Here is a 22,845-nt window from a genome sequence, read left to right on the forward strand (position 1 = left end):
TGCGTCGTTCGAAGACTCACTCGCAAAGACAACTTTTATAAATTTTTCCTCACCCATTCTTCAAGTCCACCGGTGACAATTAATTCCTGCGCTGCTTCACCAACTGGATCAATTGAATAAGTTTTATTATCAAATGTTAAAGTAGAATTTTCAAAATCTATTTTAACATTCTTACCTGATTTAACAGTCAGTTTATCTTTTCCGTAAATAGATTTTAAATCATTTACAAGCTGCGGACATTCAATTAAAAGATAACCGTTGTTAAGTGCGTTGCGCTTGTAAGTTTCATTAAACGTTCCTGCAACTACTAATTGAATACCTTTATACTTCAATGCTGTTGCTGCCTGTTCTCGTGATGAACCTGTGCCGAAGTTAAACCCTCCGACAAGAACATCACCGGCTTTTGCAATCTTTACAAATTCCGGATCATAATTTTCCATTACAACTTCTGCCTGCTGCTGAGCTGTCATATCGTCATTGTAAGTGTATTTGCCGGGATAAATTCCATCTGTGTTAAGATTATCCTGATGACAGAAAATTAATTCACCTTCAATGACTGGTTTAAATCCTTCAATAATTTTTACCGAAGACTTAGCTCCTGATTTTTTTTCATTAATTTTTATTGAACCGGAAAGCTGCAGTGTTTGTGAATCATCCCAATCAAAACTAATTTTTCCTGAAACTGCTGATGAAGCTACAACTGCTGGTGATGCAAGATATGCCTGTGCATTTGGTGATCCCATTCTTCCTTTGAAGTTTCTATTCGTTGCTGAAATTCCCACTTCACCATCTTCCAATAATCCGGTGCCAAGACCGATGCAAGGTCCACATCCTGGTGGTAAGGCAATTGCTCCTGCTTCAAGTAATGAATTCCAGTAACCAAGTTTTTCAGCTTCTTTCTGTACTTCGCTTGAAGCTGCAGCAATATAGAATTTTACTCCTTCAGCAACTTTCTTCCCTTTAATGACTGATGCTGCTTCTTTAATATCATCGAGTCTGCTGTTCACACATGAAACTAAATATGCTTTTTGAATTTTTACATCTTTGGATTTCAATTGTGATACTGCGTTCATAGTTTTAACAGTATTTGGACCCGATACATAAGGCTCAACAGTTGATAAATCAATTTCTAATTCCTTTGCATAGAATGCGTTGTTATCGGCTTTGAGAATATTTTTTTTGAGTTCATTAATTCTTTCCTGATTCATCCTTGGTTGTTTACCGTTCCCATCTGAATCAGAAAAAACTCCTTCAAGTCCTCGCTTTGAAATATAGTCAGCACGTTTTTCAAGCCAGTTAATTGTTGTTTCATCAATAGGGAAGACACCTGCAAGCGCACCCCATTCTGTAGTCATGTTGGCGATTGCAAGTCTTTCATCAACAGATAAGTGAGCGACACCATCACCAACAAATTCAATTGCATGGTTTAAAACTTCATCATGATTGAAGAAGCCGCATAAGGCTATGATAACATCTTTGCCTGTAACACCTGTTCTTAGTTTTCCTTTCAACTCAACTTTAGCGATTGGCGGAACCTGCCACCACGTTCTTCCAGTTGCCCATATAGCTGCTGCATCTGTACGAACAATCGGAGTTCCTAAACAACCAAGTCCGCCGTACATATTTGAATGCGAATCAGACGCAACAACCATTGTTCCGGGCCACGCGTAACCTTCTTCGCACATAATCTGATGACCGATGCCACGACCTGCGGGATAAAAATCAACTCCCATTGATTTCGCAAACTTTTCAATCTTTTGATACTTCTCTAAATTTTTTTCAGTTTTATCCTGAACGTTGTGGTCAAGAGTGTTAACCACTTGCCGCGGATTAAATAGTTTTGTCGCACCAATCGATTTAAATTTCGGAATAACGGCGCCGGTGTTATCGTGCGTCATCACGTAAGCAGGTTTAATTGAAAGGTAATCGCCTGCATGAACAATGTTGTCAGGGTTTAATCCTACTGCAAATTTTTGCGCTATTTTTTCGATGAGTGTTTGATTCATTTGATTTCCTTTTGAATATTGTCATTGCGAACCCGACTCACGTTGATTAGCAAAAGGTCGGGAGAAGCAATCTATTTAAAGATTAAATCCCAACTGTATAAATCTTTCCATTCTGGATTGAAATTATTTATTAATTCTATTTTCTTTTTTCTCGAACCTGCTTTCAATTGTTTTTCTCTTTTAATCGCATCTGATGGATTATTAAATATTTCATAATAAACAAGTTTGTCAACATTATATCTTTTGGTAAATCCATCAATCAATTTTGATTTATGTTCCCAAATTCTTCTGTTAAGACTATTAGTCATACCAGCATAGAGGACAGTATTATTTTTATTGGTCAATATGTACAAGTAATAACTTTTCATTATGTAATATTGATTGCTTCGCTCGAAGACTCGCTCGCAATGACAATAAGAATTTCACGCTTTAAACGGATCAAAGCTTACAAAGTCTGCATGATGTACAATTATAGCTTCAACGTTTCGTTTTGCTAAGTCTCCTTCTTTTGCATGATATGCAATGATGTGCTGCACTTCATATGGTAATCCAAATCTGTCTGCAATGCTAACGCCACTGAACGGGTGACGAAGCAGATGTCCGGCTTTACTTGTTACAAGTTTACCGTCAACTTTATCGTACTCAATCAACTTACCGATGTCGATAAGGATTGCGCCGGCAATTAATAAATCCATATCTATTTTTATTTCTTCACCAAAATTTGATTTCATTCTTTTTGCAATATCAACTGAAAGCTGCACTGCTGTACGTTTATGATTCATAAAAGTAATTTTACAATCCTTGATGAGCAGTGAGAATGGAATTACTTCTAGATCCTCTGGTGAAAGAACAGAATTTTCAATTGCGTAAACCCAGCAGTTTAAAACTTTATCTCTGAGTTCTTTATTTTCAATCCAGTTTATTTCAGGCCAGATCTTTAAAACTTTATCTTTCATTTATTTCTCTTCCTATAGTTTAAGTTGATTGTTTAATTGCTCTATTGTTTGATTGTTAAAATCTGTATAACAGCTAAACAATTAATTCTTTTCGATTTTTCAGAATAGTATATGCTTTTAACCCTAATAAAATTGCAAGTGTGAAAAGCAAAATGGAAATAATTGATAACGTATAATTTGAGACTATAAAATTTGTATAGATCAGCATACCAAGTGCTGTTAAAGTAACAGCGAACATAAATATCATCGGTATAAGTACGAATGAAAATCCCTTCTTAAGATTTGCAACCCAAACAGTCAGAGCAAGCAAAGCCAATGCAGCAAGTAATTGATTTGCACTTCCGAACACAGGCCAGATTGACATTGTTTGTCCACTAAATGTTAATACCGCGCCAAATACAACAGTTATTCCGGTTGAGATATATCTGTTAGTAATCAATGAAGTATTCTTATCCTGCGTTTCAAAAAATTCCTGGAACATAAATCGCGCTAACCTAGTTGCAGTATCAAGCGATGTTAATGCAAATACTGATACTGCAAGTGCAGTAAAAGTTTGAGCAGTTGATAGTGAAATATTCAAGACAGGAATTGAATTAATAAATCTTCCTACTCCTAATGAAAATGCGGCAACAGGTCCTTTTGATGTAAGAATATCTATGAACTCTTTATTGACCATCGAAGCAACGGCAACAAGTGATAATACTGCAAGCAATCCTTCAATCAACATTCCGCCGTAGCCTACGATTCTTCCATCTGTTTCTTTGTTAAGTTGTTTTGCCGTTGTTCCACTTCCTACAATCGAGTGAAAGCCACTTATGGCACCACACGCAACAGTAACAAACAGTGCGGGGAAGAGATACCCGACTTTATCTAATGAAAAAGTATTAAATGCAGGAATTGAAATTTGTGGTGAAGCGAAAAAAACTCCGACCAATCCGCCTAACATTAATGCATAAAGGAAAAAAGAATTCAGATAATCCCTTGGCTGAAGCAATATCCAAACAGGTACAGTCGATGCAACGAAAATGTAAGCGAATAAAATTAATTGCCAGGTTAAACCGGAAAGCTGTAAAGGAAATAAATCTCCTGCGGGTATTGATAAGAACAATAGAATTACACCAACAACCGTCGCAATCCATAGCGGGACTTTTAACCTGTAAATTGTAATACCGAATAAAACTGCGAGGAACATAAAAAGTATTGATGATGTTCCTGCACTTGGAATGTGTGTGAATGTATCAGCAACGATGATGGTAAAAACAGCAATAACAAGAATCAAAGTTGCCCAGGCAAATATGAGGAAAAGTTTTTTTCCGCTGATGCCGATATAAGACTGAATAATAAATCCGATTGATTTGCTTTGATGACGAATTGAAGCAACGATACTTGCATAATCATGTACACCGCCAATAAAAATTGAACCAAGCACAACCCACAAGTAAACAGGTATCCATCCAAAACCCGCAGCGATGACCGGACCGACAATTGGACCGGCACCTGCAATAGAAGCAAAGTGATGACCAAGAAGAACAGGAGCTTTTGCAGGGCAGTAATCAACTCCATCATACATCGTGTGTGACGGAGTTTCTTTATTATTGTTTACCTCAAGCCGTTTGGTTAAAAATCCACCGTACAACTTGTAAGCAACAACAAACAATACTAACGCTATTAGAACGAGTTCAATTCCGTTCATGATTGGCTTTCTTAGTGAAACTTCGTGAACTTAGTGCCTTAGTGGCGAATCTTAACCACTAAGACGCTAAGAACACTAAGAAACACTTAGAGGTTTTTGATTATTTCATCTGTCATTTGCTGTGTTGTGCAAGCGCCTTTACTGAAAACATCCGGACCACCGCGAAGTTTCATCATATCATATGTTTTAACTTTTCCTTCTTCAACAACCGTAGCAATAGCTTTTCTAATTTTATCTGCTTTAGCAGTTTCGCCGATATGATCCAGCATCATGCATGCACTCATTATCATAGCGATCGGATTGACAATTGAAGGATCCAGTTCCTGGTATTTCGGTGCGCTTCCGTGTGTTGGTTCAAACACAGCTACTTCATCACCTATGTTTGCGCTGCATGCAAACCCTAAACCACCGATCAACCCTGCGAATCCGTCCGAGATAATATCACCAAACATATTCTCAGCAACTACAACTCCGTAGTCTTCCGGATTTTTTGTAAGCCACATCATTTGTGCGTCGATATTTGTATCCCAGAGAGAAATGCCCGGAAATTCTTTTGCTATTTCCTTTCCAATCTTCAGCATCATTCCTGATGTTTCTCTAAGTACATTTGGCTTTTCACAAACGGTTACATTTTTATAACCATATTTTTTTGCATAGTCGAATGCTGCTCTGATTATCCTTGTGGCTGCGTGTTTGGTAATGATTCTTGTTGATATTGCAAGCTCTTCATTTGGAACATCTTTAAACGCTTTCCATTTGGAATGCGATTCAAAAGCCGCACGAACATTTGCCGGCGGATTTGTCCATTCAATACCTGCATAAAGTCCTTCCGTATTCTGTCTGAAAATCACTGAATTAACCAATGGTTCATCATAACCGCCTTTTCCATCTTTACGAATAAAATTAAGCGGATTACCTTTGAACGAAATACACGGACGAATACATATATCAAGATTGAATATCTGTCTCATTGAAACAATTGGTGAAAAGTAAGTGAAACCCTTTCCTTTAAGTGATGGATCAAGTTCCTTTTCGGCGGCGTCTTTGGGTTTTGATGTGATCGCACCGAACAAACCAAGCTTGTGCTCTTTTAATAAATCGATTGTTCTTTGAGGTAAAGCATTACCTTCGCTGCACCAGAAATCCCAGCCAATATCGCCGTGGATATAATCGGCTTCAAATCCTGCTGCTTCTAAAACTCTTATTGATTCGGGGAGTACTGTTTTACCAATGCCGTCGCCCGGCATTGAAACGATGGTTCTTTTCATGATATGCCTTAAAAATGAGTAAAAATTTTCGATAGAAAATTATAGAATATAAATTATGCAAGCAAGATTAAGGCTTATTTGCGGTAATATTTCGAATGTTCAGGTTTACAAAAAAAATTGTAAATTGAAATCAAAATAAAAACTTAAAAAAATCTGTAACGGACAATATTAAGTGAAAAAAAGGGAGAACATCTCATCCGAAACCGGGCTTATAGGATACCAAAAATCCCTGTCAGATTTATTACACAAAACAACTTTACCGGAAGAGGTCAGAACCAAACTCAATAAACTAATTACTGAAGTTGAAGAATTACAGATTCTGCTTGACGCATCGCTTGATATTATCTTCAGGCTTTCGCAAACAGGAAAATTGATTTACATAAGCCCATCAGTTAAGGATACTCTCGGGTATACAGAAAGCGAAGTACTGGGAAAATCATTCACTGAATTTGTTCCCAAAGAAAAAATTGAAGAATGTTTTAACGCGCTGAAAAAACTTTTTACTGAAAAAGATAAAATTATTTTTTCACTGCCGGTATTAAGTAAATCAGGGGTTGAGATACCGGTTGAAATAACGGGAAGAATAGTAAACATTAACGGTGTTGAAGTGGGTCAGGGTACAATCCGTGATATTACAACAAGGCTAAAGTCCGCAAATGAATTAGCGACTACCGAAAATACTTTCAAAGCCATCTGGGAACAATCACACGACGGAATGCTGCTAACTGATGAACTTGGTATTGTAAAGATGTGCAATAAAGCTTACTCGGAAATGTTTGGTAAAACTCCGGATGAAATAATCAGCAAACCGTTTTATGTTCTTTATGAAAAGACATTCAGTGATTACATAAAAGAAAAGTATATCGAAGAATTCAAAACTGATTCCATACGAAAAAAATATGAACGCAATGTAAAAGCCTGGAATGGAATGGGCCTTCAATACGAAGTGTCAAATTCCTTTATCATTGATTCAGAAGGAAGAAAAAATCTTTTAAGCCTTTTCAGAGATGTAACTGAGCGAAATTCAAATGCAGCATTGCTGATCAAGAAAGACCTTTTGCTTCAGGGTATTGCAGAAGCAACAAAAAGCCTGATAACAAATCCCAGCGAGGAAGAAGGATTTAAAACCGCGCTGCGAATTCTTGGACTCGCCGCTGAAGCCGACAGAGTATACATATACAAACATCAACTGGATGAAGAAACGGAGGAAATGTTCGTAAGTATACTTTATGAATGGACATCTGAATATTCCGAAGCGCAGATACTTAACCCGGCAATGAAGAAACTTTCCTATTCGAGATTTGCTTCATTAAAATTTTATGAAAATTTTTCTGCGGGAAGAACATTAAAGTTCCAGATAAAAAATCTGCCGAGGCAGGAACAGATGGTGTTTATTGATAACAATATCAAATCTCTGATTCTTGTTCCGATAATGATCGACGAAACTTACTGGGGGTTTATAGGCTTTGATGATTGCCAGGTGGACAGGCTGTGGAGCGTTAGCGAGGAATCGCTGCTGGTTACAATGGCGGCAACTATGGGCGCAGTCATTAAACGAAATACCATGCAGTCTGAACTGGTTGACAAAAATAAGGAACTCGACAGTGCTGTTATCGAAGCGGAAACTGCAGTCCGTTTGAAAAGTGAGTTCCTTGCATTAATGAGTCATGAGATCCGCACTCCTATGAACGGTGTTATTGGTATGACGGGATTACTGCTTGATACAAAACTGACCGAAGAACAAAAAGAATATGTTGAAACAATTCAGCTTAGCGGCGATCAGCTTCTTGTGATCATAAACGATATTCTTGATTTCTCAAAAATTGAATCAGGCAAACTTGAACTTGAAAATCAGCCGTTTGATTTGCGTGATTGTATTGAGGATTCACTCGATCTGCTTTCATCAAAAGCTGCGGAGAAGGGACTTGATCTCTCATACCTGATTGAAGATGAAACTCCTTCAACAATTAAAGGTGATGTTACACGATTGCGCCAGGTGTTTACCAATCTTATCAGCAATGCAATTAAGTTTACGGAGAAGGGTGGCGTTTTTATTTCGGCATCTGCCACACGCTTGCAGGATTCCGGATATGAATTAATCTTTTCTGTGAAAGATACCGGGATTGGCATTCCAAAAGATAAAATTGACAGGTTGTTTAAATCATTCAGCCAGGTTGATTCATCAACGACAAGACAGTTCGGAGGAACAGGATTAGGACTTGCAATCAGTAAACGACTTGCAGAAATGATGGACGGAACAATGTGGGTTGAAAGCATAGAAGGCGAAGGTTCGACTTTCATATTTACGATAGTTGCTGAATCGGTTTCTTCACAATCAAAAATTTATTTGAGAGGAAGTACAAACCAGTTAAAGGGTAAAAAAATTCTTGTTGTTGATGACAATGAAACAAACAGGAAAATACTTACAGCTCAGACTGAACAATGGGGAATGAAATGTACAACTGTTCAATCACCGTCAAAAGCAATTGAAGTACTTAAAGGTGATTCTTTGTATGATGCCGCTATACTTGATTTTCAACTGCCGGAAATGGATGGAATAGAATTAACAGCAGAGATAAGAAAAATAAAAAACAGGAAGAATCTCCCGATTATTATTTTAACATCCATCGGCAAAAGAAATGTTGTTTCCGACTATGAGTATCTTAATCTCACAGCATTTCTTAGCAAACCTATAAAACACGCCCAGCTTTTTGATACTCTTCTGGATGCGGTGTCAAAAAAGGAAACAGCCTTTTTTTCAAAAACCGATCTCAAAAAAGTTGTTGACGTATCTGATCTGACAAAACTCAAAATTCTTCTTGCTGATGATAATGTGGTTAACCAGAAAGTCGGACTAAGGATTCTTGAAAAACTGGGATTTGATGCTGATGTTGTGGTTAACGGAAAAGAAGCGGTTGATGCCGCGTGTAGAAACAAGTACGATATTGTTTTTATGGACATTCAGATGCCTGAAATGAACGGCTTTGAAGCAACGAAAATGATCAGAACAAAACTCGGTGAAAACCAGCCGCCGGTTATTATCGCCATGACGGCAAACACATTGGATGACGAAAAAAATATTTTGCATAATTCAGGTATGAACGACTTTATTGGCAAACCTATCAGGACAGATGAACTTCAGAAATGCCTGATTAGGTGGGGAGATGAAATTGCCGCAGAGAAGATAAAAAATAAAGTTTCCGTTAGTAACAGGATAATTGATGAACAAAAACTTATTTACCTGCTTGATATTCAGACAAAGGATGATATGAAGTTCTTTGTCGAGCTTCTTACAAGTTATCTGCACGATCTTCCAGTACTTGTTCATGAAATAAAAATGGCAATAGCCGGCAGTGATTCAAAAAAACTTCAGTTCTTTTCTCATAAGCTTAAAGGAAGCAGTATGACTCTTGGTATAGAAATATTTGCTTCACTCGGTGAAAAAATTGAAAAGCTTGCGAAGGAAAATATTTTTAATGACGATACTCACAAATCATCGGAAGAATTATTTTCACTTCATCAGCAGATTTTTGCGGAACTATCTGAATTAAAACTGAAGTACCAGGAAAAAATAAATCAATAAGAAAGTATGCCTTTAACGAAGAAGCGGGGTATATATAACCGGAGTTTAACAGTCACAACAAAAGAATTTGCTCTGTTTAAAAAAAAGCTGATAACCCTCAGCCAGCCTGCTGCACTTAAAAAAATAAATTCTAAAATAATTTGTCAGAACCTGTTTGATGTAATTCCATTTCTTCCTGACTCTTTCGTCGATCTGCTTTTCATTGATCCGCCATATAATCTTTCAAAAACTTTTAACGGTAATACATTTAAAGAAATTTCCGCCACGCAATATGAAGAATGGATTGAAAGCTGGCTTTCACCATTGATAAGAATATTGAAGCCGGATGCCTCGGTCTATATTTGCTGCGACTGGAAATCATCGCCGTCAGTTTTTAAAGTAGCTTCAAAGTATCTGAAAGTGAGGAACAGGATTACATGGGAAAGAGAAAAAGGAAGAGGCGCAAAAGCAAACTGGAAAAACTGTTCCGAAGATATATGGTACTTTACAGCATCGGATAAATTCACATTTAATACTGATGCCGTAAAAGTAAAACGAAAAGTTCTTGCTCCATACAAAACGGAATCAGGTAAACCTAAAGACTGGGTAAAAGAAACCGATGGTGAGTTCAGAATTACACATCCGTCAAATCTGTGGACAGATATAACAGTGCCTTTCTGGTCAATGCCTGAAAACACAGTCCATCCGACACAAAAACCGGAGAAGTTATTAGCCAAGATTATTCTTGCAAGTTCAAACAAGGGTGATTTTATTTTTGATCCTTTTCTGGGTTCAGGAACAGCGGCTGTTACCGCAAAAAAACTTGGCAGAAAGTTTTCAGGGATAGAACTTGATGAAACTTTTGCATGCATATCACAAAAGAGAATTGAACTGGCTGAAAAGGATAAATCCATACAGGGTTATGAAGAGGGAGTTTTCTGGGAACGAAATAGTGTGAAGAAGAAATAATAGATTTTCAAAGTAGTATCTTAAATCTGAGATTTTTAACCGCAGAGAGCACAAAGCAGAATTCAATCCACCTTATTTTTTGCAAAGAGCGCAGAGAAAAAATGAATCAATCTTAAAATTATTTGTTCAATAAAAAAAAATTCTTCATTTTAGCAGCCCGAAAAAAAAGTTTGCCGGTTAACAGGTCGAATCTGAACCCCGTCAGGTCCGGAAGGAAGCAGCGGTAAGAGGAAAGCTTGTGTAGCCGGCTTTTTATTTTAAAAACTCTCTGCAGGAATTAAAAACTTTAAAACACCTTTCCCTGCAATCACACTGTTCGGGAATGATATTTTAGCTATTGTACCCTTTTCAAACGCGATAGATGCATTCGCATTTGAGATTAATCTTGATGTGTGCTGTGAAAGATCGGGCTGATGACCAATCATTGCAACGTTTATAAGGTTTAATGAGTTGGCAAGTATGACAACTTCTGACGTGCTGCCTCCGCTGATCAGATTATTATCAAGCATAATATCTTTTTTATAATTAAATACATCCGAGATGATACGTGCTGTCTCAACAGCTCTTACCAGTGGTGATGCAACTATCACATCAAACTGATCAATTAAACTTTGCCAGCCCTGCGCGGCGAGTTTCATTTGTTCAATACCGGCGTGAGTAAGTTTGCGGTCAAAATCTTTTCCGCTTTCAGAAATTGCCTCGGCATCGCCGTGCCTTATCAGATATAAATTCATGTCAGTTATTGTAGTTTATGGTTATGATATCAATATGTTTATGAAAATCGAAAAGATCTTTGTTTAATTCTCTGCCTGCTTCGCTGTTCATCATTTTATCCATCTCCTGCTTGTCTTTAAAAGTTACTTCACAGCAGGCATCATACTTCTGCTCAAGTAGTAGGTTGCTTTCAACTTTTCCCGATTTTATTTCATTGCCTGTAATTCGGGAAAGGTGTTTCAATATAAATTCATCGAAGTGTTTACGTACCTGTTCATCACCGCTTTTTTTAAGAAGGAAAAGTTGTTTGTACATCAGCAATCTATTGTAAATGAATTAATGACTTTTTCATACATGGTTTTATGCCTGTCGTATCCCTGCTTGGCAGCTTCAAAAATTATCAGGAATTTTTTGTTGCAGAATGAATATTCAAAATACTGCAGAAAGGTTGCCCCGTTATCTTTTCTATCAGAGTATCTCAAATTATACTCGCCTGCCTGTGTATTCTTCAAAGGCAGTAAAGAATAATTTTCGCTTGAGTCTTTTATTGCTAAAGGCGCTATGCAAAGTAGTGAAGAGGTCTGTTTATTTTTAAAAGAAGAACCAAACAATGCAGTCTTAACATTTTTTACGATTGTATATGAAGAATCTTCTACCCAGCCGGGAGTAAAAGTGATGTTGTAGTTTTTTATATCCGCATCAATAATCTTAAAGGCAGTATCATCACCCTCCAAAGTTGATTTTACAGCGGACTCATAATCACTAAAAATTTTATTGTCATAAGGGTAAGAAAGTAATTTGACTTCATTCCTTACAAAGCCGGAAAAAATATCCGAACCGCTTATATATTTTCTAAAATCTGTATCGAAAAGAAATACATCGCCTTTACCATCAAAGGATGAATATTTACTGCTTGATATAGAGGTTTTAATGCGATCATCATTTAGTTCTGTAACGGTCTGAGTGTATTCATTTTCTGGAGTTCTTAACCGTGTGTATGTCCTGAAAATTAAATTCACATTTGCTGAATCGACTTCATAAAGCGTCAGCCTGTTCAATTCAAAAATATCTTTTGATAAAAATGATTCAACAATTTTTATAAATGTTTTTTCATCAGATTTAAAAGTTGAAAGCTCAAGATAACCGTTCAGTGAACGATCGATTATCATCGCGTTCAACTGAGTATCAAATACGCCGAATACATTGTAAACTGGATTAGGGTACTCAAGAAGAATGGAATAGTTAAAACTGCCGTACCTGGATTCGGTACTATCCAAAATAAGTTTATTGAATTTTTTGTTTACGGGAAGATTAAGATTTATGAATCCTGAAAGCAGGTTATTAGCAACTGAATCACCCGAAATTGCTTTCATAACCATACTTCGTAATGATGATGAATTGACTATGATTTCATCTGTATCATTCAACTGATTACAACTGACTGCGAAAAGAAGAACTATGATTGAAACAGTTAACTTGTTCATCAATAATTTTTGTTAAGAAGTTGAACAAAATATAATAATTATTTTTGTTTTATTTCAGCAGCGTTTATATTTCACCGGAACAAAACTTAACCATTATATAAACTGATAACCTTTAACAATAAGTTTGTGAACAAAAAATTAGTATTGCTGTTTTTTATTATTGTACTTGCCTCAAACTTATTCTCCCAAACTATCCAGGTTCAGCCGGTCGCACTATCCGGAATAAATTTTCCTGTAAAAATTGTTGATCTGCCGGACACTTTATCGACTGTAAATCTTTTAATTGCAAATTCCGGAAATCAATTACAGTACAATTTGTCTGTATCACAAAATCGAATTGATACTCTAATTGCACTGCAGGAAAGTGGAAGTTACAGCCTATCTGTTAAGGAGTATCAAAAAATACATACTGACATTCAGGTTATACCTGGTATTCTAAGTATACTTCCACCAATTATCTCAATTCTCCTTGCGCTGATTTTCCGTCAGGTTGTAATATCACTTATCATAGGTATTTTTTCGGGTTCACTGCTTGTAAACAGTTATGATCCGTTCACAGGATTTTTAAGACTTGTGGATCATTACATAATAAATTCTTTAAGTGAAGTATCACATATTCAAATAGTTGTTTTCACTCTTCTCTTCGGAGGTGTGATAGGTCTTATTTCACGAAGCGGGGGAACGAGGGGAATAGCAAATGTTGTCACTCGTCTTGCAAAAACCCGAAGAAGCGGAATGCTGGCTACATGGTTAAGCGGTATATTAATTTTCTTTGATGACTACGCTAATACTCTGGTGGTTGGAAATTTAATGCGTCCTGTTACCGACAAGCTAAAAATATCACGTGAAAAATTATCATTTATTGTTGACGCAACTGCCGCTCCTGTAGCAAGTATTTTTATCGTTAGTTCGTGGATAGGATATGAAATAGGATTAATTCAGGATGGATTAACTTCGATAGGTTCGGCGGAAAATGCTTATACAGTTTTTATTCAGACATTGCCTTACAGATTCTATCCCATAGTGATGCTGTTGTTTGTATTTATTTCGGCATATATGCAGAGAGATTTCGGTCCAATGCTGAAAGCTGAAAGGAGATCTTTGATGGATGAAAACTTAAAGAATGAGGATTCAAAACAATCAAAAGATCTGACTGAGAGTTCAGTGATGTTCGGTAATGAAGATAAAGCAAAATGGTATAACGGAATTGTTCCGATTCTTGTGATCATTGTTGGAACAATATTAGGGCTTTATTTTACCGGTATAGCTTCCCTGGAAGAGCAGGGAATACGTGATTATGGTTTAAGGGAAATAATAGGCAGTTCGGATTCATACAAGTCATTGTTGTGGTCCGGATTTGGTGCCTGTGTCATCGTGGCTTTAATGATTCTGGCTCAAAGGATAATGAGTCTTACTGAAGTTGTTGATGCTTGGTTCCTGGGAATACGATCGATGCTTCTTGCAGTAATAATTCTAACACTTGCATGGTCAATTGGTGCTATAACCCAGGAGATAAAAACTGCGGATTATATTATCAGCATTATAAGTGATTCAGTAAATCCGAGAATGCTGCCCGTACTTGTTTTTCTTGTTTGTGCGTTAACGAGTTTTGCGACAGGAACAAGCTGGGGTACTATGGCTATAATGATGCCCATCGTGATCCCGCTTGCTGACACTTCATCTTCGTTAAATAACTATGGGTTGGAAGATCAGACAATTATCCTTCATGGGGTAATAAGTTCTGTTCTGGCAGGCACTGTATTTGGCGATCACTGCTCACCTATTTCAGATACGACAATTCTCAGTTCAATGGCATCTTCATGTGACCACATTGAGCATGTAAGAACGCAGCTTCCTTATGCAATTTTAATCGGAATATTAGGAATGTTAATTGGAGATATTCCAACAGCTTATGGAGTATCACCTTATGTATCTCTTGCCGTTATGGTTGTTGCAGTGGTTGGGATTTTATTTGTATTTGGTAAAACTGTAAATCCGGAAAAAAGAACTCATTGATCCGGTTCTTGATTCTTCTCAGTATTAAAATAATCTGTCAGCAGTCCCATTTTCTTAGCACCGAGAACTTCTACTAATTTTTCTCGGGGAGCATTTTTGACTCCTTCAACACTTCCAAACTCTTTCAATAATAAATTGACAGTTGATGCTCCAAATCCTTTAATATCCATCAACTCGGATTTGATTGTTCGTTCGCTTCTTTTTTTTCTATGAAAAGTAATTGCAAATCTGTGTGCTTCATCCCTAACCTGCTGAAGCAGTTTTAATCCTGATGAAGTTTTAGGAATTGATTCCGGTTCGGATTTCCCTGGAAAGAAAACTTCTTCGAGTCGCTTTGCGAGCCCGATTATCTGGTATTCAGAAATAGCCAATGAATTTAGAATATCAACTGCACTTGACAACTGACCTTTTCCTCCATCAACCATGATAAGATCAGGCAATGGTTCATTTTCTGACAAGAGTCTTGTATATCTTCGCATTATAACTTCGCGCATACTTGAAAAATCATCCGGACCTTCAACTGATTTAATAATAAATTTCCGATACAGATTCTTTTTTGGTTTTCCATCAACAAAAACCACCATACTTGCAACTGTATCTGTACCCTGCAAATTTGAAATATCAAAACATTCTATTTTCCTTGGGAGATTTTTTAATCTTAAATCACGTTGTAAAGCTGAAAGGCTGTAAGGTACGTTGCCCTGGTTTTTCATTTTCTGTAATTGTACTTCTCTTAACTGATATAATGCATTCTCCTTACACATTTTTAATAATGATTTTAACTGCCCGCGCTGAGGATAATGTAATTTTATTTTTTTACCGGATATTTTTGAAAGCCACAATGTTAATTCGTCTGCATCCGGCGGTTCAATCTCCAGAACAATTTCTCTCGGAACTTCAGTATGATCGTTGTAATAATATTTCAAAGCAGCGGAATAAATCTCGGCAGGTTCTTCGCTTTCAGTAATGCTCATACGCAGTTGTTTTTTCCCGACTAATTTTCCATTGCGAATGTTAAACACAGAGCAGGAGGAATCTTTACCTTCGTACGCTGCTGCAATAATATCACGATCTTCGAAATCATCACTTACGATTTTTTGTTTTGATGAAATAACCTGCAGCTGACTAATTCTATCCCTCAGTTCCGCTGCTTTTTCAAATTCAAGTTCAACGGAAGCCTGCTGCATTTTTTCATCTAAGGATTTGATCAAATCGTCTGTTCTTCCTCTCAATACTTTTGTTACTTCTGATACCATCTCACCATACTCAGATTCGGATACAAATCCCTCACACGGACCATCACATTTTTTTATATGATAGTCTAAGCAGACTTTAAACTTCTTCTTATCAATTGATTCCTGAGTAATATTCAGTTTACAACTACGAACTTTAAATATCTGGTTGATAGTCCTTAATGATGTCTTCATGCTTTTTACATCGGTATATGGACCAAAAAATTTTGATCCGTCTCTTACAACACGCCGTGTAGGAAAAATTCTCGGATATGGTTCGTTGGTTATTCTTATGTAAGGGAATGATTTATCATCCTTCAGGTTTACGTTGTATCGAGGTTTATATTCCTTAATAAGATTATTTTCAAGAACTAATGCCTCAACTTCATCATCAGTTACGATCAACTCTACATCACTAATTTTTTCTACCAGTGCAGCGGTTTTAGGCGAGTCTGTTTGTTTGTTAAAATAACTTTTGACTCTCTTCTTAAGATTTTTTGCTTTGCCCACATAAATCACTTTGCCTCGTTCATTCAGGAACTGGTAAACACCGGGATTATCCGGCAGGTTTGCAAGTTTTGATTCTAATTCAGAGTTCATAAAAAGTGTGATTCATTTGTGAGTTTATCTTTGTCAGAAAAATAAATACAAATCAATCTAAATGAAATGGGAACACTTCGAAATGAAATAAACAATTAAAACAACAACCCGATGGAATCTAGTGATAAAATCTTTTTTAAAAAATTCAGAACTCCTCGCTAAGTTGGCAGCACCTGGTTCTTTGCTATAACTACAATTCCGCTTTCCGTCACTGTGAATTTTTTCTTATCACCTTCCAGGTCAAAACCGATTTCATATCCTTCCGGTACCACCACATTTTTATCAATGATCGCACGGCGTATTCTTGCATGTCTTCCAACTCTAACGTTATTCATAATAATTGAATCAGTTACATAACTGAAAGAATTAACGCGGACATTTGGTCCGAGTAAAGATCTTTCTACCAAACCACCTGATACAATTGAACCATCACATATCAGCGAATTAAGAGTACGTCCGACGCGCTCGCCTTCGTGTGATACTGTTTTTGCAGGAGGGAATTGATACTGGTAAGTCCGCATTGGCCAGCTTAGATCATAAAAGTTAAACTCAGGTATAACACTTATTAAGTCCATACTTGCGTCAAAATAACTTTCAATCGTTCCAATATCTTTCCAGTAGGGTTTTGATTTTTTGTTCTCATCATCAAACTTGTAAGCAAAGATGTTCATATTTTCTTTAACCATATATGGAATCACATCCTGACCAAAATCATTGCTCTTAACTTTTTTAGAATCCATATCAAACAAAACATCTTTAAGCAATGCGGCGTTGAATACATAAATTCCCATATTCACAAAAGAGTAACCGGGTTTATCAGGAATTTCAGGCGGGTCGGATGGTTTCTCAATGAATGACTTGACAGAATAATTATCATCAACACCGACAATTCCAAATCTGCTTGCTTCATCTTTAGGAACTTCGATACAAGCTATGGACAGATCAGCACGCTTATCAACGTGTGATTGAAGCAATTTAAGATAGTCCATTTTATAAATGTGGTCGCCGCCTAAAATCAAAACCCACTTTGCTTTTTTGTCGGAAGAAAAAAGATTTATGTTCTGATAAATAGCGTTTGCAGTTCCCATATACCAGTCATTATTAAGCTTCCTTTGCGGCGGAACTGAATAAATAAATTCACCCAGTTCAGGATTGAAAATACTCCACGCTTCGAATAAATGTTGATTAAGTGAATCGGATTTATATTGTGTAAGGACATATACGCGTCTTAAGCCTGAGTTGAGGCAGTTGGAAAGTGCAAAATCGATTATCCTGTATTTACCGCCGAATGGTACGCTTGGTTTGCTTCTGTATGCTGTAAGCGGAAAGAGTCTTTCACCTTGTCCCCCTGCGAGTAACATAGTAACAGTATCTCTTAGTATGGATGATCCGGGAAATGTCATGTGTTCCTCCAAAATTCTAATCGAATATATCTAAATATGATTTGATTGGCAATTGAAGAAATGGTTAAATTGTGTTCGGTATTGATCTTATTATTCAATATAGTTTATACATCTAAACAATTGCTTGGAATGAAAATAAATTCTGTAATAACGTTTATTATTGTCGCAGCTTTTTTCTTTATTGGATTAGAAATAAGCATTTCACCTATACGAACCAGTATTACAACTGTCAGTCATCAGGCTGAAGTGTTAAAAGAAACTATTTCTCATGCTCCTGCAATCAGGCTAAACTATTCTTACATCACTGATAACCAGTATAAAGTTGATATACTTCACTATGATTTAAATATTGATCTGTATCCCGAAGAAAAAATATTGAAAGCTGATGTTGTATTAACCGGAAGATATCTTGACAGGCATCTTGACCAGATTGACTTGAATTTTTATGACAACATGAAAATTACTTCAGTTCTATTTAATGATGTTGAACGCGAGTATAAACAAAAAGGTACAACACTTAGCATTTCTCCCGGAGTTTCGTTAAGTGATACCTTTAAAATTAAAATTGTATATGAAGGCACTCCGAAAAGAAAAGGTCTGTCCGCTTTTGTATTTGGAGAGATAAATGATAGATCAGTTGTTTATAATTTGAATGAACCTGATTATGCATCAACCTGGTTCCCGTGTAATGATTATCCTTCTGACAAAGCGCTGCTTGATATAAAGATTACGAACAATTCTGATAAGACTTCGATTTCAAATGGTAAACTCATGGGCATTAAACAAAAAGGGAATAGAAAATCATATCATTGGGCGACTGCTTATCCGATTTCAACATACCTGATTTCCATTTACTCTGCGGAGTATGAAACATTTTCACAAAAATATATTTCGCTTGATCTTAAAGACACAATGAGCATAGATTATTTTGTCTTTCCGGGACATCTTGAAAATGCAAAGAAAGATTTTGACGAACATCCTGATATGATGAAATTTTTTGCTTCAACTTTTGGTGAATATCCGTTTATAAAAGAAAAATATGGCGTGGCAGAATTTTTATGGCAATACGGCGCAATGGAACATCAGACAATAACTGGTGTTGGTTCTAATTTTGTAAGCGGTAATAAATATTTCACTGACCTGTATGTTCACGAACTAGCGCATCACTGGTGGGGAAATGCGGTAGGTCCCGCAACGTGGAAAGATATCTGGCTTAATGAAGGATTTGCAACCTACTGCGAAGCACTGTACGCTGAATATAGGCAGGGTAAAGAAGCACTTCAATCGGTTATGGTGAGTAAATTCGATGAAAATTTTGAAGGCAGGTTGTATGATCCGGGCGAGGATCTTTTCTCAAACACAGTTTATGAAAAAGGTGCGTGGGTCCTTCATATGCTGAGAGGGGAAATCGGGGATACCATATTTTTTAATTTGTTAAGAACATATTTTGATAGGTATAAATATTCCAATGCATCAACTGAAGATTTTGTAAAACTTTGTGAGGAATTATCCGGAAAAGACCTGACGAAATTTTTTGATCAATGGGTTTATACGGGTGAGGATATTATCAACCTTAGTTATACCTGGCATACTGAAAAATCAAATGGTGGGTATAAAACAATCATTGAATTTGAACAGACTCAAAAACAATACGAGACTTATTATTTTTCAATCGACATTTTGTTAATCAAAGCTGATAAGAATTTATTAAAGACATTTTACATTGATACCAAATCAGGTTCGATTGAATTTATTAGTGATTTTAATCCTGATGAAGTTGTTCCTGATCCATACAACAAACTGCTTGCAAATACGTACGATAAAAACTTAAATGAAATTTCCGATTAAAATTGAAATACTGAGTGAATAAATCATATTTTTTTATTTCTGATATTCATCTTGGACTTGAAGACAGGGAAAAAGAAAAATCAAAAGAAAAAATCCTTGTTGATTTCCTGCATTACGCCGCACAAAATTGTGATGAACTTTTTATTGTCGGCGATTTATTTGATTACTGGTTCGAATATAAAAGAGTGTACCAAAAAGGATATTTCAGAACACTAACTGCGCTACAGGATTTTACTCTTGCCGGTAAAAAGCTTCACTACTTTATCGGTAATCATGATTTTATGCACAGGAATTTTTTTCAGGATGAGATCGGTGCGATAATGTATCACAACGCAGAGAAATTCATTCTCAACGATAAAAAATTTTTTATCGGTCACGGAGATGGACTAGTTGATAATGATACAGGATACAACATCCTTAAAAAAATATTCAGGAATAAAACACTGCAGAAGCTTTACTCATTCATACATCCTGATTTAGGAGTTGGTCTCGCCAGCAGAACCAGTAAAACCAGCCGTGAATACACCACCAAGAAGGACTACGGCGAAGCAGATGGATTATTCAATTCAGCGAAGAAAAAAATAGATGAGGGATTTGACTTTGTTTTATTTGGTCACCTTCATCAGCGGTGTTATATCGATTATAAAAAAGGTTTATACGTTAATCTTGGTTCATGGCTTACCCAGCCATGTTATGGTAAATTTGACGGTAAAGAATTCGAAATTCCGGAACTAAAATAAAATGGCTAAATACAATTACTCAGATGAGGAAATGAAAAAATATTTCAACGATTCCGCTCACAGAAATAAAAAGAAAAAATCCCGCGGCTGGAAAAAAAGCTATACTATTTTTCTTCTGATCATCGTCGTATTATTTGCCGCTTTCGGATTCTATATTGTCAGCGGGCTTCCTTCACTTGAACAACTTGAGAATCCTAAACCTCAACTTGCAAGCAAAGTATTTACTTCTGATGGTGAATTGTTAGGACAGTTTTTTATTGAGAACAGGATTGAAACTGATCTTGATAGTATTCCTCAACATCTTATCGATGCTCTTATAGCTACAGAGGATCGTGATTTCTATGATCACTGGGGTGTTGATATGAGCCGGTTCATTAAAGCAATGATAAAAAATGTTTTTACTTTTTCACGTGAAGGCGCTAGTACAATCACTCAACAGCTTGCAAAAAATTTATACCAGTTGAAAGCCTCAAGAGAAAATTCATTTGAAACGGGTGTAAGAAAAATAAGAGAGTGGCTTACTGCAATTCAGATTGAAAAAACTTATACCAAGGATGAAATACTTGAATTGTATCTCAATGTTTCTTACTTCGGGAGAAGCGCTTACGGAGTTGAATCCGCAGCAAGAGTATATTTTAATAAGAATGGATCGGAACTGACCCTGCCTGAATCAGCTTTATTTATAGCTCTGCTAAAATCTCCGGAAAATTATGACCCTGTAAGAAAAACTCAGAATGCACTGAACAGGCGCAACCTTGTTATGAGGAATATGGTTGATGTGGATAAACTAAAAGATTCTGAATACCAGGCACTTCGAAGTCAGCCGATAAAACTTGCATCCGAAAGAGTGATAGGAATGAAATCCGAAGCACCGCATTTTTTGGAATATGTGCGACAGCAAATGACATCAATGTCCGACAGGTATAAGTATGATCTTTACAGGGATGGATTAAATATATACACAACCATTGATATGCGAATGCAGAAAATCGCAAATCGTGTAGCTGCAGAGCATTTAAAAGAGTACCAGGAAATCTTTGATAAAAACTGGAAATGGGAACGCAACAAGGCAACCTTATCAAGTCTTCTTGATAAAGCAATAAAAAATTCTCCTGAATACCTGAACGCGGACGGCAAAGAGGAAAAGGCAAGTGTTTATAATAAACTGAAGTATGATCCTGATTTTATTAATGAAGTGAAAAAAACTGAAAGCACTATACAGGTGGGCTTTGTTGTTATTGATCCTGCAACCGGTCAGATTAAAGCTATGGTTGGAGGTGAAAACCAGGACTTTGGAAGGGGATTAAATCATGTTACCGGAATCAGAAGACAGCCGGGTTCATCATTTAAACCGTTTGTATATACAACCGCAATAGACAATGGATATTCGCCCGCGCTATCACTGCTAAATGAAAAGTTCGAATATAATGAATGGTCACCGAATAATGCTGATAATGAGTACGGCGGTTATATGACGCTTCGTAACGCGCTTGCCCGTTCAGTAAATGTTATTGCAGGCAGAATGACAATAAGTGAAATTGCTCCTCCATCACAAGTTGTAAAATTTGCAAAACTAATGGGAATAAATTCTCCGCTGCAAAGTTATCCATCAATAGCGCTTGGTACTTCCGAGGTTACACCGCTTGAACTTACTTCTGCATTCGGTACTTTTGCTAACGGCGGAGTACATGTTGAACCGATCTCCATCACAAGAATTGAAGACAGGAACGGAATTTCTATTGCACAATTCACACCACAATCAACAGAAGCAATATCACCGCAAACCGCATCTATCATAGTTGATATGATGCAGGATGTTGTAAATTATGGGACCGGCGGCGGTGTTCGTCGTTATTTCCAATTTCCAGCAGCAGGTAAAACAGGAACAACACAAAATTTTTCAGATGCATGGTTTGTTGGGTACACTCCGGATCTTGTTGGTGGCGTTTGGGTTGGATTTGATGATCACCGTGTGAAGTTCACAAACTGGTACGGACAGGGTGCAAAAGCTTCGCTTCCTATCTGGGCAAAATTTATGGAAGCCGCTTATAAGGAACTTAAACTTCCTCTGACTTATTTTGAACTCGCAGACGGAGTTTCTTCAGTTGAATTTTGCAGTGAGAGTATTGAGCTCGGTGAAACAAGACTTGCTGGACCTAACTGTCCCTCAAAGATTACTGATCTGGTGATCGATTCGAAAATGCCGCTTGAGTGTGAATTACATTCAGGTGGAAGCAGAATCAGAAGGGAAGACCAGCGCGGCGATACCGGCTGGTAAAATTATTCACGACTTTTTTGTTGAAACATTATTTCGTCATTAGTAAGTAAGAAGTTTAAGTATTAACTTTCAATCG

General features: G+C 36.8%; 16 protein-coding genes and 1 other RNA gene. 7 read left to right on the top strand and 10 right to left on the bottom strand.

The genetic code is table 11. The annotated features are described in order from the left end of the window. Window positions 1-35 precede the first annotated feature (35 nt). The 5 genes from lysF to IPM56_07040 all read right to left on the bottom strand — a co-directional run bounded on the left by lysF (window position 36) and on the right by IPM56_07040 (window position 5,923). The gene (gene lysF, locus IPM56_07020; protein ID QQS37698.1) at window positions 36-2,006 is read right to left on the bottom strand and encodes a homoaconitase; all 1,971 of its coding nucleotides are present in this window, start codon (window positions 2,004-2,006) and stop codon (window positions 36-38) included. A gap of 71 nt (window positions 2,007-2,077) precedes the next feature. Continuing rightward, window positions 2,078-2,374, bottom strand: coding sequence for a GIY-YIG nuclease family protein (locus IPM56_07025; protein QQS37699.1), 297 nt, complete (start codon window positions 2,372-2,374; stop codon window positions 2,078-2,080). Window positions 2,375-2,428: 54 nt separating this feature from the next. Then, window positions 2,429-2,962 (bottom strand): HD domain-containing protein, encoded by a 534-nt coding sequence (locus tag IPM56_07030; protein ID QQS37700.1) that lies wholly within the window; start codon window positions 2,960-2,962, stop codon window positions 2,429-2,431. Between the two features lie 73 nt (window positions 2,963-3,035). Beyond that, the gene (locus IPM56_07035; GenBank protein QQS37701.1) at window positions 3,036-4,655 is read right to left on the bottom strand and encodes a carbon starvation protein A; all 1,620 of its coding nucleotides are present in this window, start codon (window positions 4,653-4,655) and stop codon (window positions 3,036-3,038) included. A gap of 86 nt (window positions 4,656-4,741) precedes the next feature. Continuing rightward, on the bottom strand, window positions 4,742-5,923 hold the full coding sequence (locus IPM56_07040) for an isocitrate/isopropylmalate dehydrogenase family protein (GenBank protein QQS37702.1): 1,182 nt from the start codon (window positions 5,921-5,923) through the stop codon (window positions 4,742-4,744). 172 nt (window positions 5,924-6,095) lie between these two features. Between IPM56_07040 and IPM56_07045 the strand changes: the two genes are divergently transcribed. The 3 genes from IPM56_07045 to ffs all read left to right on the top strand — a co-directional run bounded on the left by IPM56_07045 (window position 6,096) and on the right by ffs (window position 10,709). Then, window positions 6,096-9,506 carry a response regulator gene (locus IPM56_07045; protein QQS37703.1) on the top strand — a complete coding sequence of 1,137 codons (3,411 nt, stop codon included), beginning with the start codon at window positions 6,096-6,098 and terminating at the stop codon, window positions 9,504-9,506. Between the two features lie 6 nt (window positions 9,507-9,512). Further along, a complete protein-coding gene (locus IPM56_07050; GenBank protein ID QQS37704.1) occupies window positions 9,513-10,454 on the top strand; it encodes a site-specific DNA-methyltransferase in 942 nt (313 codons plus the stop codon). Window positions 10,455-10,623: 169 nt separating this feature from the next. Then, window positions 10,624-10,709: signal recognition particle sRNA small type (ffs, locus tag IPM56_07055), an RNA gene on the top strand. Window positions 10,710-10,711: 2 nt separating this feature from the next. Here the strand turns inward: ffs and sixA are convergent. The 3 genes from sixA to IPM56_07070 are packed head-to-tail and all read right to left on the bottom strand — an operon-like array spanning window position 10,712 to window position 12,652. After that, the gene (sixA, locus tag IPM56_07060; GenBank protein QQS37705.1) at window positions 10,712-11,188 is read right to left on the bottom strand and encodes a phosphohistidine phosphatase SixA; all 477 of its coding nucleotides are present in this window, start codon (window positions 11,186-11,188) and stop codon (window positions 10,712-10,714) included. A gap of 1 nt (window position 11,189) precedes the next feature. Continuing rightward, window positions 11,190-11,483, bottom strand: coding sequence for a hypothetical protein (locus tag IPM56_07065; protein QQS37706.1), 294 nt, complete (start codon window positions 11,481-11,483; stop codon window positions 11,190-11,192). Continuing rightward, the gene (locus IPM56_07070) at window positions 11,483-12,652 is read right to left on the bottom strand and encodes a hypothetical protein (protein ID QQS37707.1); all 1,170 of its coding nucleotides are present in this window, start codon (window positions 12,650-12,652) and stop codon (window positions 11,483-11,485) included. Before IPM56_07070 ends, IPM56_07065 begins: the two co-directional genes overlap by 1 nt. A 126-nt stretch (window positions 12,653-12,778) precedes the next feature. Between IPM56_07070 and IPM56_07075 the strand changes: the two genes are divergently transcribed. Next, window positions 12,779-14,668, top strand: a complete 1,890-nt coding sequence (locus IPM56_07075; protein ID QQS37708.1) for a Na+/H+ antiporter NhaC family protein — start codon at window positions 12,779-12,781, stop codon at window positions 14,666-14,668. Here the strand turns inward: IPM56_07075 and IPM56_07080 are convergent. Further along, window positions 14,662-16,500 (bottom strand): excinuclease ABC subunit C, encoded by a 1,839-nt coding sequence (locus tag IPM56_07080; GenBank protein ID QQS37709.1) that lies wholly within the window; start codon window positions 16,498-16,500, stop codon window positions 14,662-14,664. The two genes, IPM56_07075 and IPM56_07080, sit on opposite strands and share 7 nt — an antisense overlap. A gap of 158 nt (window positions 16,501-16,658) precedes the next feature. Continuing rightward, window positions 16,659-17,903, bottom strand: a complete 1,245-nt coding sequence (gene glgC, locus IPM56_07085; protein ID QQS37710.1) for a glucose-1-phosphate adenylyltransferase — start codon at window positions 17,901-17,903, stop codon at window positions 16,659-16,661. A 129-nt stretch (window positions 17,904-18,032) separates the two neighbouring features. On the opposite strand from glgC, the gene IPM56_07090 reads away from it, so the two are divergent. Genes IPM56_07090 through IPM56_07100 form a run of 3 tightly spaced genes read left to right on the top strand, consistent with a single transcriptional unit; the run spans window position 18,033 to window position 22,769 of the window. Next, entirely contained in the window at window positions 18,033-19,751 is a 1,719-nt protein-coding gene (locus IPM56_07090; GenBank protein QQS37711.1) for a M1 family metallopeptidase, read from the top strand. Window positions 19,752-19,765: 14 nt separating this feature from the next. After that, window positions 19,766-20,491 (top strand): UDP-2,3-diacylglucosamine diphosphatase, encoded by a 726-nt coding sequence (locus IPM56_07095; GenBank protein ID QQS37712.1) that lies wholly within the window; start codon window positions 19,766-19,768, stop codon window positions 20,489-20,491. Between the two features lie 31 nt (window positions 20,492-20,522). After that, window positions 20,523-22,769 (top strand): PBP1A family penicillin-binding protein, encoded by a 2,247-nt coding sequence (locus IPM56_07100; protein ID QQS38243.1) that lies wholly within the window; start codon window positions 20,523-20,525, stop codon window positions 22,767-22,769. The last annotated feature ends 76 nt before the right edge of the window (window positions 22,770-22,845 follow it).

This window comes from Ignavibacteriales bacterium (assembly GCA_016700155.1).
Taxonomy (GTDB): Bacteria; Bacteroidota; Ignavibacteria; order Ignavibacteriales; family Ignavibacteriaceae.